This window comes from Mucilaginibacter sp. A3364 (assembly GCF_059690715.1).
This window is the reverse complement of record NZ_JCAWED010000001.1, coordinates 2534851-2547388: the sequence shown is the minus strand read 5'-3', so window position 1 is coordinate 2547388 and position 12538 is coordinate 2534851. Positions and strand designations below refer to the sequence as shown.

General features: G+C 45.4%; 13 protein-coding genes and 1 tRNA gene. 3 read left to right on the top strand and 11 right to left on the bottom strand.

Going from position 1 to position 12538, the window contains the following annotated elements:
- Window positions 1-54: 54 nt before the first annotated feature.
- A complete protein-coding gene (locus AC59JT_RS11390) occupies window positions 55-249 on the top strand; it encodes a hypothetical protein (RefSeq protein WP_497398847.1) in 195 nt (64 codons plus the stop codon).
- Window positions 250-251: 2 nt separating this feature from the next.
- On the opposite strand, the gene AC59JT_RS11385 is transcribed toward AC59JT_RS11390, so the two are convergent.
- From AC59JT_RS11385 to AC59JT_RS11345, 9 genes are all read right to left on the bottom strand, one after another.
- Window positions 252-743, bottom strand: a complete 492-nt coding sequence (locus AC59JT_RS11385; protein WP_497398845.1) for an isoprenylcysteine carboxyl methyltransferase family protein — start codon at window positions 741-743, stop codon at window positions 252-254.
- A 6-nt stretch (window positions 744-749) separates the two neighbouring features.
- The gene (locus AC59JT_RS11380) at window positions 750-1805 is read right to left on the bottom strand and encodes a type III polyketide synthase (protein WP_497398843.1); all 1056 of its coding nucleotides are present in this window, start codon (window positions 1803-1805) and stop codon (window positions 750-752) included.
- A 66-nt stretch (window positions 1806-1871) separates the two neighbouring features.
- The gene (locus AC59JT_RS11375) at window positions 1872-2252 is read right to left on the bottom strand and encodes a nuclear transport factor 2 family protein (RefSeq protein WP_497398841.1); all 381 of its coding nucleotides are present in this window, start codon (window positions 2250-2252) and stop codon (window positions 1872-1874) included.
- Between the two features lie 50 nt (window positions 2253-2302).
- On the bottom strand, window positions 2303-3496 hold the full coding sequence (gene uxuA / locus AC59JT_RS11370; RefSeq protein WP_497398839.1) for a mannonate dehydratase: 1194 nt from the start codon (window positions 3494-3496) through the stop codon (window positions 2303-2305).
- A gap of 338 nt (window positions 3497-3834) precedes the next feature.
- Window positions 3835-4050, bottom strand: coding sequence for a hypothetical protein (locus AC59JT_RS11365; protein WP_497398837.1), 216 nt, complete (start codon window positions 4048-4050; stop codon window positions 3835-3837).
- 83 nt (window positions 4051-4133) lie between these two features.
- Window positions 4134-4361 (bottom strand): hypothetical protein, encoded by a 228-nt coding sequence (locus tag AC59JT_RS11360; protein WP_497398835.1) that lies wholly within the window; start codon window positions 4359-4361, stop codon window positions 4134-4136.
- Window positions 4362-4499: 138 nt separating this feature from the next.
- Window positions 4500-6167 carry a sodium/sugar symporter gene (locus AC59JT_RS11355; protein WP_497398833.1) on the bottom strand — a complete coding sequence of 556 codons (1668 nt, stop codon included), beginning with the start codon at window positions 6165-6167 and terminating at the stop codon, window positions 4500-4502.
- A 59-nt stretch (window positions 6168-6226) separates the two neighbouring features.
- Window positions 6227-7558: a xylose isomerase gene (gene xylA / locus AC59JT_RS11350; RefSeq protein ID WP_497398831.1), complete on the bottom strand. Its 1332-nt coding sequence runs from the start codon at window positions 7556-7558 to the stop codon at window positions 6227-6229.
- Between the two features lie 23 nt (window positions 7559-7581).
- Window positions 7582-9066 carry a xylulokinase gene (locus tag AC59JT_RS11345; protein WP_497398829.1) on the bottom strand — a complete coding sequence of 495 codons (1485 nt, stop codon included), beginning with the start codon at window positions 9064-9066 and terminating at the stop codon, window positions 7582-7584.
- A 159-nt stretch (window positions 9067-9225) separates the two neighbouring features.
- Between AC59JT_RS11345 and AC59JT_RS11340 the strand changes: the two genes are divergently transcribed.
- Window positions 9226-10254 (top strand): LacI family DNA-binding transcriptional regulator, encoded by a 1029-nt coding sequence (locus AC59JT_RS11340; RefSeq protein ID WP_497398827.1) that lies wholly within the window; start codon window positions 9226-9228, stop codon window positions 10252-10254.
- A gap of 4 nt (window positions 10255-10258) precedes the next feature.
- Here AC59JT_RS11340 and AC59JT_RS11335 read toward each other — a convergent pair whose 3' ends face one another.
- Window positions 10259-11452: a PQQ-dependent sugar dehydrogenase gene (locus AC59JT_RS11335; RefSeq protein WP_497398825.1), complete on the bottom strand. Its 1194-nt coding sequence runs from the start codon at window positions 11450-11452 to the stop codon at window positions 10259-10261.
- Between the two features lie 148 nt (window positions 11453-11600).
- Between AC59JT_RS11335 and AC59JT_RS11330 the strand changes: the two genes are divergently transcribed.
- A tRNA-Arg gene (locus tag AC59JT_RS11330) sits at window positions 11601-11674 on the top strand.
- Window positions 11675-12159: 485 nt separating this feature from the next.
- Here the strand turns inward: AC59JT_RS11330 and AC59JT_RS11325 are convergent.
- Window positions 12160-12471, bottom strand: coding sequence for a hypothetical protein (locus AC59JT_RS11325; protein WP_497398823.1), 312 nt, complete (start codon window positions 12469-12471; stop codon window positions 12160-12162).
- Window positions 12472-12538: the final 67 nt, after the last annotated feature.

The following is a 12538-nucleotide window of genomic DNA, read 5'->3' as shown; positions in this document are numbered from 1 at the left end:
ATATATAAGTTAAATTGGTGCTACCGTTATAGCACTCAAAACCCTTATAGCAACATGAGAAAATTATTATCAGTAGTGTACCCCCTGTGTGCACTCGCGGCCTTTGGCTGGCTGGTTTACACTGCTTATCCCATTTTTCCGTACGTAAACGAATCAAGTATGTTGGCGCCCACAGGCTTGTTTTTATTGTTCCTGTTCCTGGCTATAAAAGCCGGACGGAATAAAGACTCAAAATCCGAACTGTCATAAGCCTATTTGGCCCACACTTTATTTTCAACGTTTATGCGTACTGTTAGCATCACTACGTTTAACAGGCTGAAGATTATTGCCGTATAATAAAGGTTAAACACCAACGGTATGATGGCTATCTCGCACACCACTTCCATATAGTTGGGGTGTTTAAATAGTTTGTATGGTCCGCTTTTTAAGGGGCCGTTGCCGGGTACACGGTAAATTTTGGTATTCCAGTATTTGCCAAGGGATGACAACGCCCAAAACTTAAAGCTCAGCACCAGTATAAAGGCCAGGAAAAACCCGTAGCTAAACGGCGTGTTTTTACTCAGATAGTATTCAACTATCAGCGAAATAAGGAAAGCCGTATGCATAGCCACCATAAAAGGGTAGTGGCCCTGCCCGTATTGCACCGCGCCCTGCTGTAGCAGCCACTTTTCGTTACGGTTGGATATATAGAGCTCAGATAAGCGTTGAGCTACCAGGAAGCACATAAACATCGTAAAATACATAAGGCCTTAGTTAAAATGCAATAATACCATTTCGCTTGAAAAACCAGGCCCCATGGCCAGCATTAATCCGTAACCGGGTTCGGCGTCCTCGTGTATAAACTTATCCAATACGTATAGTACCGTAGCGCTCGACATGTTGCCGTTTTCATTCATCACCGCGCGGGTTTTGTTGAGGAGTCCGCCCTCAATAGCCAAAGCATCTGTATAGGCATCCAGCACCTTTTTGCCGCCGGGATGAAAGATGTAGTTTTTGATATCACTTAGTTGAAGGTTTTGCTTAGCGAGGAAATCATCAATATCTTGTTTAATATGCTCATGAATGAACGCCGGGATATCCTTCGAGAACAACACTTTAAAGCCCGTATCCTTAAAATCCCAGCCCATCACATCCAACGAATCGTAATACAGCTTACTGCCCGATGCCACGCAACTCACACGATTATCGCCGCTGCCATGTTCATCGCCTTTAACCACACAGGCCGCAATCCCATCCGAAAACAAGCTCGACCCAATAAAATTACTCTTACTATAATCGCTCCTGATCAGCGTAAGCGAACATAGCTCAACCGCCACCAGCAACACCACCGCTTTAGGATTAGCCTTAGCCGCCACATTAGCTTTGGCCATGCCCGACACGCCGCCACCGCAACCTAATCCCCACAATGGCGAGCGGTTAATGTTAGGATTAAGACGCATTTGGTTAATGATCAAGGCATCGATGCTTGGGGTAGCCAGGCCGGTGGTGGATACAAACACCAGGTCTGTCACTTCATCTTTGCTTACACCGGCTTCCGCCAGGCATTGTTCAATAGCCAGTACCGAGTATTGCAGGGCTATCCGGATATAGTCGTTATTACGTTCTTCAAACGTGGTAGGGCTGCCATAGTATTCCAGCGGCTTGCAGAAATTACGGGTTATAATGCCCGTATTATCAAAAGCGAATATCAGCCTGTCGGCCGCCGCGAAGTTGGCCGAGAACAGCTCGTAGGCTCGTTCTTTGACGGCTTGCTGTGGCGTTTTATAAGGTAGATTAATGGTAGATGTTGCTGCTATATAGGGCATATATATAAGTACGGCGCAATTTGATTGTGCGTTGCCTTTGTATAAACAGCAAAGTCGCTAATTGTTTTATTTGGCCATAACGTAGGTGGTCAATATCTTGATCAGCCCGTTCTCCATATGGAAGAGATCGCAAAACGCGGCATTCAGGGTAGTGCCATCGCGGCGTTTGGCTATAACGGTGCCTTCGGCAACTACTACATTGTTTTCTTCTATCAGGCGGGTAATTTCAATGATGGGATAGCCTGTAAACTCATCGTTTTCTATACCCTTATCAAATGCCGCTTTGCCAATGCGCCCGTACACGCCGGGCATTTCCCATATCACATCGTTGGTAAGGCAGGCCAGTACGGCTTCATGGTCAAGCCGTGCATGGGCTTCAAGGTATTTGGTAACGGTTTGTTTGTTGTTGCTTAGCATAGTTTTGTAGTGATATACTAAGGTATTCATATTCTCTATAAAACAAAAAAGACCACCCTCTGACGGGTGGTCTTTTCTTTTTATCCTAAGATGCTGCGTTTAGCACCTAATTCCAATCCGCGCAGTTCGGCGAGGCCTTTGAGTCGGCCTATTACCGAGTAGCCGGGGAAGGTGTCATATCTAAAATCATCCAAAAGCTTATGGCCATGGTCCGGGCGCATTGGTATGGCCACGTCTGTGCGGCCAGCGGCTTGTCTTTTTTGTTGTTCCAGTATCAGGGCCTTCATTACGGCATACATATCCGTACTGCCCGCCAGGTGGTCGTCTTCGTAAAAGCTGCCATCTGCCTCGCGCTTTACGTTACGCAGGTGCAGGAAATGGAAGTGCTGCCCCAATCGCTCAACAATTCCCGGCAGATCATTATCGCCACGGGCACCTAATGAGCCGGTGCAATAGGTCAAGCCATTGCTTGGCGATTGTATCGCGTTAACCACATCGTTCAGGTCCTGCTCGGTAGATACTATCCTTGGCAAACCAAATATCGGGAACGGTGGATCGTCGGGGTGTACACACATCTTAATGCCCAACTTCTCGGCATCAGGGATGATAGCTTGCAGGAAGTAAGCCATGTTAGCTTTCAGGGTAGGGGCATCCACGCCGTCATATTTAGCCAGGAAACCTTTAAACTCCTCAACCGTCATTACATCGCGGGTACCTGGCAAACCGGCCATCATGTTGTTGGTGAGCAGGGTTATTTCGTCTTCGCTCAAGGCATCTAAGTAAGCTTTGGCGTCAGCTTGCTCCTGTTCGGTGAATTCGTTAGCGGCTTCGGGGCGTTTTAAAATATACAGGTCGAACGCGCGCCAGGCACGGGCCTCAAAGCGCAGGGCCGAAGCGCCGTTTGGCAAACGGTAATCAATATCGCTGCGGGTCCAGTCAAGCACCGGCATAAAGTTGTAGCAAACTACATTGATGCCCGCGGCAGACAGGTTTTTAAGGGTTTGGATATAGTTGGCTATGTGCTTGTCGCGATCGGGGCCTGCTGTTTTAATACTGTCATGCACGTTCACACTCTCCACAACCGACCAGCGGAAGCCCGCGGCCTCAATCATCGCTTTGCGTTTGTTGATCTCGTCAAGCGGCCAAACCTCGCCAGTAGGTATCTGGTGCAGGGCGTTAACAATACCGGTAGCGCCGGTAAATTTAATATCGGCCAGGGTAACCGCGTCATGCGGACCGTACCAACGGAAAGTTTGCTCTAAATTACTAAGCATTATATGAGTTAATGTTTAAGTGTTGCAATTGGTTTTACTGATACAAATAAACATCATTTTGGAGCGGATACCCAATTTGTTTAAAGGAAAAATGCGAAATCGTATTCGATATTTTTAATACCGGGGTGCGCCACTTTTAAAGTGGCGCATGTGGCGCACCTGTTTTTTGTAAATAATTAACTATCAGTTTTTTATGCAAAAAAGCGGCGCAATGCGGCGCACCCTGCTTTATTTGTAAGTGCATAATTATCAGTTACTTGTGTTTTGCGTGATTTTGCTTCCGATAAAAGTGGCGCACCTTTTTTTAACGTAGAGACGCAATATTTGCGTCTCTGGTACTAGCGGTTCGAGTGAGCGATTATACCGGCCGGCGCCACGCAAACCTTTATCTGCTTCGCTTTCATATTAGCAGGCCGCGTAGCTGCGTGCGAGCGCTGGTTACACTGCCCCAAAGCCACGTAAATTATAATAAATATTACAATGGTTGAAAAGCAACCCCCGCCCAGTTTTTTGGCGCCATAGGCTGCTATAATACCTCTAAAAAAGTTGTTCATGTTGTGATGTTTTCTTGCTTAACATCAAAACAGGGGAGATGGTTTAGGAGAGAGGGAAATAAAAAGTAAGCTGTTTGACTTATTTATTTGCGCAGATCTTTAACACTATGATTCTTGCGATAATATTTGCCATCTTTTGAACCATCCCATACATTGGTAACAGCTTGAATCTTTTCAGGCACTTCAGCTCCTTTAGCTATTTTAATCTTAGCTATCCTCCTAAAAGTTTGGTTCCAACGTCTTTTGTCGAGTTTTTCAGATGTTGCAGTAGTAATTCCAAAAAATGGAGTTTTTCGTTTTGATCGTGCCATGAAATATGGAATATATAGGTAAAATTATCGTTTTATTTAACCATTTGTAATAAAAAAGGGGTTACATGATTTACAATGTAACCCCTTTTTTATTTCGACTTACGAAGTTTCAAAAACTTCGTAAGTCTATAGCGCGTCCTACCAGAAAACAGAATAAACTGCAACCAGTATACCGCAAACTATTAACGTACCCACAGCAAAAGCGGTGGTGGTTTTAAACATTTTGGTGTCAACCTCAAGCGCGTGTTGTTTAGCGCCTTTTGAGTTCTCGATCATCGAGATGATGTACATACCGATAACGCAGATCAGGAATACAAAGCCCATACGGTCAATGAACGGAATTTCGTAAACCCCGGCTGCATTAGCTACCGAGAAACCTGTAGATGACAGGAACGACAGGTCGACCATATTCGGCAGGAATTTAAACAATACCGATAAGCCGAAACCGCCGATAGTTGCAAATAATGCCGCGTTTGAAGTCGTTTTTTTCCAGAAGAAACCCAGGATAAACATGGCGAAGATACCCGGAGATACGAAGCCTGTGTATTCCTGAATGTATTGGAAACCGCCTTTTTTATCGATACCCAGGAAAGGAGAGATAAGGATACCCAATATCATGGCAACAACTACGGTAATTTTACCTACCTGTACTTGTTGTTTGTCGGTTATCTCCGGTTTGAATTTTTTGTAAACGTCTAACGTGAAGATGGTAGCGATACTGTTTGCTTTACCCGCTAACGATGCTACCACAGCAGCTGTCAGTGCCGCGAATGATAAACCTTTTAAGCCCGATGGCAACAGGTTTAACAATACCGGGTAAGCACGGTCAGGGTTAACCTCGCCGCCTTGCAATAATTCGGTTTGGAAAAGATCTTGTTTGTACAATACGTAAGCCGCAATACCCGGTAATACCACAATAACCGGCATTAACAGTTTCAGGAAAGCCGCGAACAGGATACCACCACGGGCAGTAGGCAAATCGGCACCTAAGGCACGTTGAGTGATGTACTGGTTACAACCCCAATAGTTCAGGTTGATGATCCACATACCACCTATCAGTACCGAAAGGCCCGGCAGATCGATATAGTTTGGCTCGTCCTTCTTAAATATCATATGGAAGTGGTCGGAGGCCTGTTCCTTCATTACCGAAAGACCTTTCATGATACCACCGCCACCGTTATGATCGGCCACTAAATTAACAGCAATGTAAGTAGTTACTAAACCACCTAATATTAAAAAGAACACCTGGATAACGTCTGTATAACCAATTACCTTCATACCACCCAGGGTGATAATTACAGCGAAAATGGCTAATCCCCATATACAAGCCTGGAAGCTTACGCCTGATATACTGCTAACTGCCAATGCACCTAAGTACAAAATAGAAGTTAAGTTTACCACTACGTAAAGCAACAACCAGAATACCGCCATAATCATGGCTACCGTGCCATTATAGCGCTGGTGCAAAAACTGCGGCATGGTGAATATCTTATTTTTAAGATACACCGGGATAAAGAAAACAGCAACCACAACCAGGGTAGCAGCAGCCATCCACTCATAGGTAGCAATAGCCAAACCCATTTTAAAGCCCGAACCACTCATACCGATAAACTGCTCGGCCGAAATGTTTGATGCGATAAGTGATGCGCCAATTGCCCACCAGGTTAATGATCCCTCGGCTAAAAAGTAATCTTTCGAGGTGGCATCGGCATCGCGCTTGCGCTTGTATACCCAGAAGCCATAAATAGCAACGACCAGGAAGTATACTAAAAATACTGCATAGTCGCCGTTAGTCAATTTGTTCATGTTTCGTAAAGTTTATATTTGGTTTGGCAATTATAACTTTATATCATGGTTTTTTCAAATTATATATAGCGGTTTATCACATTTTCCAAATATTCTTGTCTTCCGCTAATGGTTTTTGGCTCGCCGTTATCGATTGCATAATTTCTAAGGTCCTCCAGGCTTAATTTTCCGGCCTCAAACTCTTTTCCCTTACCACTGTCATAGCTGGCGTATCTATCGGCACGTACTTTTTTGTAGTCTGATTTTTGGAGGATGTTATCCGCGGTGATCAAAGCACGGGCAAAGGTATCCATACCACCAATGTGGGCGTGAAACAGGTCGGCCGCGTCGGTTGAGTTACGGCGGATCTTGGCATCAAAGTTTATGCCGCCGCCTTGCAGGCCACCGGCTTCTAAAATGATGAGCATGGATTCGGTGATCTCATTAATATTATTCGGGAACTGATCGGTATCCCAGCCGTTTTGCGAATCGCCACGGTTAGCATCGATAGATCCTAACAAACCATTATCCGCAGCTACCTGCAACTCGTGCTGGAAGGTATGGCCGGCCAGGGTAGCGTGGTTAACCTCAATGTTCAGTTTAAAATCATTCATCAGGTCGTACTTCTGCAAAAAGCCCAATACAGTGGCCGAGTCATAATCATACTGGTGCTTGGTCGGTTCGCAAGGTTTTGGTTCGATAAAGAAGGTGCCTTTAAAACCATTTTTGCGCGCGTAGTCTTTTGACGCGTGTAGAAAAGCCGCCAGGTGATCCTGCTCGCGTTTCATATCGGTGTTTAGCAAGGTCATGTAACCTTCGCGGCCGCCCCAAAAAACGTAGTTCTCGCCGCCTAAAGCAATGGTAGCATCAAGCGCCGCTTTAACCTGCGCCGCGCCATGCGCCAATACATGAAAATCCGGGTTGGTAGCCGCGCCGTTCATGTACCTGCGGTGCGAGAACAGGTTGGCTGTGCCCCAAAGCAGTTTTACACCGCTATCGGTTTGTTTCTGTTTAGCATATTCAACCAAAGCCTGCAGGCGACGGTCGTTTTCGTTAATATCGTTGGTGTAATCAACCACATCCACATCGTGGAAGCAGTAGTATGGCAGGTTCATTTTGGTTAAAAATTCAAATGCCGCGTCCATTTTGTCTTTGGCGCGCTCCACAGCATCTTCCTTTTTATCCCACTCAAAAATATGCGTAGCGCCACCAAACGGATCGCCGCCATTGCCCACAAACGAGTGCCAGTAAGCGCCCGCGAAACGCAGGTGGTCTTTCATGGTTTTACCCGCCACTACCTTATCCGCATCGTACCAGCGAAAGGCAAATGGGTTGTCGGTGTTTGGTCCTTCGTATTTAATTTGGCTAATTCCTTTAAAAAATTCGGTTTGCCCGGTTACTACTCCTGCCATTGTGTTTGTTGTCTTTTTTAGGTTTATATGGATGTTAAATGTTTATTTAAAAGTTGTTTCCAGGCCTGGTATACCGGCTCAAATTTGGCGGTGGCCGATGGTTCTATCAGTTGCACGGGCTTCATTTCGGTAAAGGCTTCAGTGGCCGATGCGTATATACCCGAACCAATGCCCGCGCCTAAAGCCGCGCCTACACTGCCATCGCTTTCATAAAGCTCAACCGGGATACCCGTAGCATTTACAAATGATTGGGCGAACACATCGCTCAAAAATAAATTGGCCCTACCGGCACGGATAACCGATGGATTCATGCCGTTTTCGCGCATGATATCAAGCCCGTACCTAAAGGCGCAGGCAATACCCTCATTAACCGCGCGGAAAATATGGGTGTTGTTATGGTTGTTTAGGTCGATACCGCTAAATACCGCGCCGGTAGTCCGGTTGCTCAGCATTCGCTCAACACCATTACCAAAAGGCAGGGCCAGCAGACCGTTGCTGCCAATAGGCGCCTTTGCTGCCAACTCATTAAGTTGTACGTATGACAGATTAGGAGCAAATGTATGTTTGGCCCAGCGGTACATGCTGCCGGTACCGTTAATACACATTAAAACGCCCAGGCTTTTTTGTTGGGTAAGATAATTTACGTGTGCGAAAGTGTTCACCCTCGATTGCGGATCATAGGTCAGTTCATCGCTTACACCGTATATCACGCCTGATGTGCCTGCCGTGGCGGCTACTTCGCCGGGTTTTAGTACGTTTACAGATAAAGCGTTGTTGGGCTGGTCGCCGGCTTTGTAGGCTACCGGGATGCCTTGTTTTAGGCCGAGGGCCGATGCCATGCCCGCGCTTAGCTCACCGTGACTGGAGAATACCGGTTTTGCTTCGGGGATAAATGACCTGTCAAAACCATAGTAATTTAAGAGGTCGGCCGAAATATCCTCGTTAGCAAAATCATAAAAGATACCTTCGGATAGGGCAGATATGGAAGTTGTCAGCTCGCCGGTAAGTTTTAGGGCGATGTAGTCGCCGGGCAGCATTACTTTATCTATTTGGGCGTAAATCTGCGGCTCGTTTTGCTTTACCCAGGCCAATTTTGAGGCCGTAAAGTTACCGGGCGAATTGAGCAGGTGCGAAAGGCATTGCTCATGGCCTATGGCGTCAAACGCGCCTTTACCTAGTTCAACCGCGCGGCTATCGCACCAGATGATGCTGTCGCGAAGTACTTTTTGATCTTTATCAATTAATACCAGGCCGTGCATCTGGTAGGTTACGCCAATGGCAGCTACATCATGCGACTGATATTTGCCGGTAGCGTTGCACAGCAAAATAGCTTTTTGCACGTGTTGCCACCACATATCCGGCGATTGCTCGGCCCAGCCCGGTTGCAGCGCGGTAATGGCCGATTCGGTATCGGGATACTGGGCCGAGGCCACGCTTTTTTGCGTAGCGGCATCAACCACAGATACTTTGATAGACGAGGTGCCTACATCAATTCCTAGTAATAACATAACACCCCAATTTTTTTAATTGAAAACAGCAGGTTTTTAAGCGTTGGTTTATATGAAGGCTAAAGTATAATTTTTTTATTAATTGCAATCGATTGTATAGATTTTTTTATTTATAGGAAAGCGATTGAGTGGGAAATTTTTACATATTTGTGATTGCCTATGAAGCCAAAGAAGAGAATTACCATTTATGATATAGCGGCGAAGCTCAATATTACAGCCTCATCGGTATCGCGTGCGCTCAATAATAGCAAAAACGTTAATGAAGAAACCAAGAACCTGGTTTTAAAAACGGCTGCCGAATTGAACTATAAGCGCAACACACTGGCCAGTAACCTGCGTATGGGCAAAACCAAAACCATCGGGGTGGTTGTGCCGCGTATCAATATCAATTTCTTTAGCAACGTTATTGCGGGTTTAGAGGATGCTACGTATGCAAAAGGCTATAACCTGATCATCTGCCAGTCTAACGAATCGCATAGCAAAGAGATCAACTGCGTTAACACCTTGATGAACCAGCATGTTGATTGTATCATTATTTCGGTATCGGTTGAAAGTAACGACTACAGCCACCTTAAAAATGTAATGGAGCAGGGGATACAACTTATCCAGTTTGACCGCGTAGCGGATGACCTGGAAACCCTGAAAGTGATTAACGATAATGAACAGGCATCCATAGAGGCGGTAAACCATTTGGTTGAGCGTGGCTATAAACGCATTGCCTTGCTGGAAGGCCCTCAAAACATCAATATTTTTAAACACCGTAAAAACGGCTACTTACAGGCGTTAAAAAACCATAACATACCGGTTGACGAAAGCCTTATTATAGGCAACGTTTGGACAAAAGAACTGGGCGCCGAAGCAACGCGAAAACTCCTAAGCCTGCCCAACCCGCCCGACGCTATCTTTGTTTCAACGTCTGATTACTCGGCGCTTGGGGCTTTAGAGGTTGCTAAGGAGCTTAACATAAACGTGCCCGAACAACTGGGTATTTTAGGCTACGCTAACGAAGCCTTTACCGAAATTACCAATCCGTCGCTAACCAGTATTGATCAGTTTAGTTTCCACATGGGTAAAACCATTGCCGAGCTTTACTTTGCCGAAATGGATAATACCGAAGAGGTGGTAACGCCAAAAGTTATCAGCATTAAGCCGCAGCTTATTGTAAGGGCGTCATCATCTAAAGGTTAATCTTTTATTTTCCCGCCACTATTTTGTAAACCGCGCCGGTTTGCTGCTCAGGCATATTGGCCAGTATGTATAATTCGCCCTGCTGGTCCTCACCAAAGCTGTATATCTGCCAGGTGCCGGGTGCTTTGCTGATGGATAGTTTTTCGCGCGGCCACATGCTGCGTTTAATGTCAGTCAGTGTCCACAACGTGCCGTTCAGATCGCCGAATATATATTTGCCTGCCAGTGCCGGGATTGCCTTACCACGGTACACAAAACCGCCGGTTATGCTGATGCCTTCGTTGTGGCCATAATCCGCAATGGGGTTGATCCAGTTTTTAGGGTCGGGGTCGTTCGGGAATTTTACGTGGGTTCCCTCGCGCACGCGCCAGCCGTAGTTGCCGCCTTTGGTAATGATATCCACTTCTTCCCAGTTGTTCTGGCCCACATCCCCGGCAAACAGCCTGCCGTCAAGCTTATCAAAACTGATGCGCCAAGGGTTACGCATGCCGTAGGCATAAATTTCGGGCTTATGGTTTTCTTTGCCGATGAAAGGGTTATCCTTCGGGATGCCGTATGGCGATTGATTAACGTCTATACGTAATATTTTGCCCAGCAGCTGGTTCATGTTTTGGGCGTTGCCAAACTCACCGTGCAGGTCGTTGTACGCGCCACCATCGCCAAGGGCTAGGTACAGGTAACCATCGGGGCCAAATTTGATATCGCCGCCGTTATGGTTGGAGTCGGTCTCGTCAATAGTGATCACATCGCGCGATGTGGCGTTGGCTGTACTATTAGCTTTCGGATCGGCCAAAGTATACTCGCGTAAAACGCCGCGGTGATCAAGGCCCGGCGCCTTAGGTATTTTACGACTGTGGTACACATAAAATTTACCATTTTTAGCAAAGTTTGGGTGGAAGGCCAAGCCCAGCAGCCCCATCTCGTCGGCACTGGCCATCATCAGCACATCTTTGGTAATATCCAAAAAAGGTTCGGCCTGTAAAACGCCATTTTTGATGATGCGTATCCGGCCACGCTGTTCACCAACAAACAGCCTACCGCTTTTATCATTAGGCGCCGCAAACGCGGTAGGGTAGGCCAGTTTATCGGCCACCAGTTTAATATCCAGCTTTACAGTTGATAGCGGAGCCTGCGCGCACGCAATGCCCACAAATAACATTAAACCGGATATAAAGCCCGGCAGTAACAGTTTTTTCATACCCTGATATTGATCAAAAAAGTAAAATTGGCTTGTAATTTGCAACCTGTAAACAGATAACAAGTTGCTGCTTAAAGATATATAATTTTTAAATTCCATTCGGATTTTAAGCAGAAATTTGCATATTTGCACCGCAATTTATTTGCGCGGTCCTATAGCTCAGCTGGATAGAGCAACAGATTTCTAATCTGTAGGTCTTAGGTTCGAATCCTAATGGGATCACCGGGAATTGGAAGCCTTTCTGTTAGTTCAGAAAGGCTTTTTCTGTTTTAAAGCACTGTTCTACAGCTAAGTGCAGTATTTGTAAATAGGTTAATTAAATATTTGCCCTATGTAGGCTGATTGTTGCAATCTACAAAAAATTGAAGTTTCAAGACTAATCGGTGCAGTTTCGGTGCAGTTTCAGTGCAGTTTTTAAGTGCACCATTGCATTTTACGTAGTAAGATAACAGTAGGAGGGTCTTTCATAGTTATACGTTTACGTGAATAAATAATTATACAGCCTACTCAGGTTTGGTGCGATAAAGCAAGAAAGGAAACGGAATAAATGGATTGTGTGTTGGCTTGTGAGTTTATGCCGTAGTCTTTCATGCGCTTCAGAAGCACCAGTCCTAACTTTGCTTGCTTAATTATGTATTTTCTCTCCCCAATCTCCAATTCAAGAAATATGGAATTTCTTACTTTATAGAGGTAGTTAAATGTTTGAATTAACGCGGATTACCCGTTACCTGACATATTCGTTCATGCATTGATAGTATTTTATCAATAGCAACTTGAACTTCTGCATCTGACAAACTATTTACTGTAGCAGAAATCTTTCCTTCTTCACCTTTTGATTGGACGCTTGTCATCTGCTCCCAAAATTCTCTGAAACTCTCTTGAAGATCTTCTGGTAGGTCGGCAGGTGTGAGAGTATGTAGTTCACCTAATGCGAATTTTAGGTTTTGTGAATTAGTCCCTCTAGAATTTATACACTGATATGCTTTGTGAAAGTTTTGCCACGCGTAGTTAAGTCTCATTTGATAAAATTTAGTTTGTGACAAGATATTGCTAATTCAAGAAATATCAAAAATTACTATCTATAGA

Excerpts from the sequence above, each read along its gene's own strand:
- AC59JT_RS11390 (WP_497398847.1), top strand. The coding sequence starts at position 55 with ATGAGAAAATTATTATCAGTAGTGTACCCCCTGTGTGCACTCGCGGCC.
- AC59JT_RS11385 (WP_497398845.1), bottom strand. The coding sequence starts at position 743 with ATGTATTTTACGATGTTTATGTGCTTCCTGGTAGCTCAACGCTTATCT.
- AC59JT_RS11380 (WP_497398843.1), bottom strand. The coding sequence starts at position 1,805 with ATGCCCTATATAGCAGCAACATCTACCATTAATCTACCTTATAAAACG.
- AC59JT_RS11375 (WP_497398841.1), bottom strand. The coding sequence starts at position 2,252 with ATGAATACCTTAGTATATCACTACAAAACTATGCTAAGCAACAACAAA.
- uxuA (WP_497398839.1), bottom strand. The coding sequence starts at position 3,496 with ATGCTTAGTAATTTAGAGCAAACTTTCCGTTGGTACGGTCCGCATGAC.
- AC59JT_RS11365 (WP_497398837.1), bottom strand. The coding sequence starts at position 4,050 with ATGAACAACTTTTTTAGAGGTATTATAGCAGCCTATGGCGCCAAAAAA.
- AC59JT_RS11360 (WP_497398835.1), bottom strand. The coding sequence starts at position 4,361 with ATGGCACGATCAAAACGAAAAACTCCATTTTTTGGAATTACTACTGCA.
- AC59JT_RS11355 (WP_497398833.1), bottom strand. The coding sequence starts at position 6,167 with ATGAACAAATTGACTAACGGCGACTATGCAGTATTTTTAGTATACTTC.
- xylA (WP_497398831.1), bottom strand. The coding sequence starts at position 7,558 with ATGGCAGGAGTAGTAACCGGGCAAACCGAATTTTTTAAAGGAATTAGC.
- AC59JT_RS11345 (WP_497398829.1), bottom strand. The coding sequence starts at position 9,066 with ATGTTATTACTAGGAATTGATGTAGGCACCTCGTCTATCAAAGTATCT.
- AC59JT_RS11340 (WP_497398827.1), top strand. The coding sequence starts at position 9,226 with ATGAAGCCAAAGAAGAGAATTACCATTTATGATATAGCGGCGAAGCTC.
- AC59JT_RS11335 (WP_497398825.1), bottom strand. The coding sequence starts at position 11,452 with ATGAAAAAACTGTTACTGCCGGGCTTTATATCCGGTTTAATGTTATTT.
- AC59JT_RS11325 (WP_497398823.1), bottom strand. The coding sequence starts at position 12,471 with ATGAGACTTAACTACGCGTGGCAAAACTTTCACAAAGCATATCAGTGT.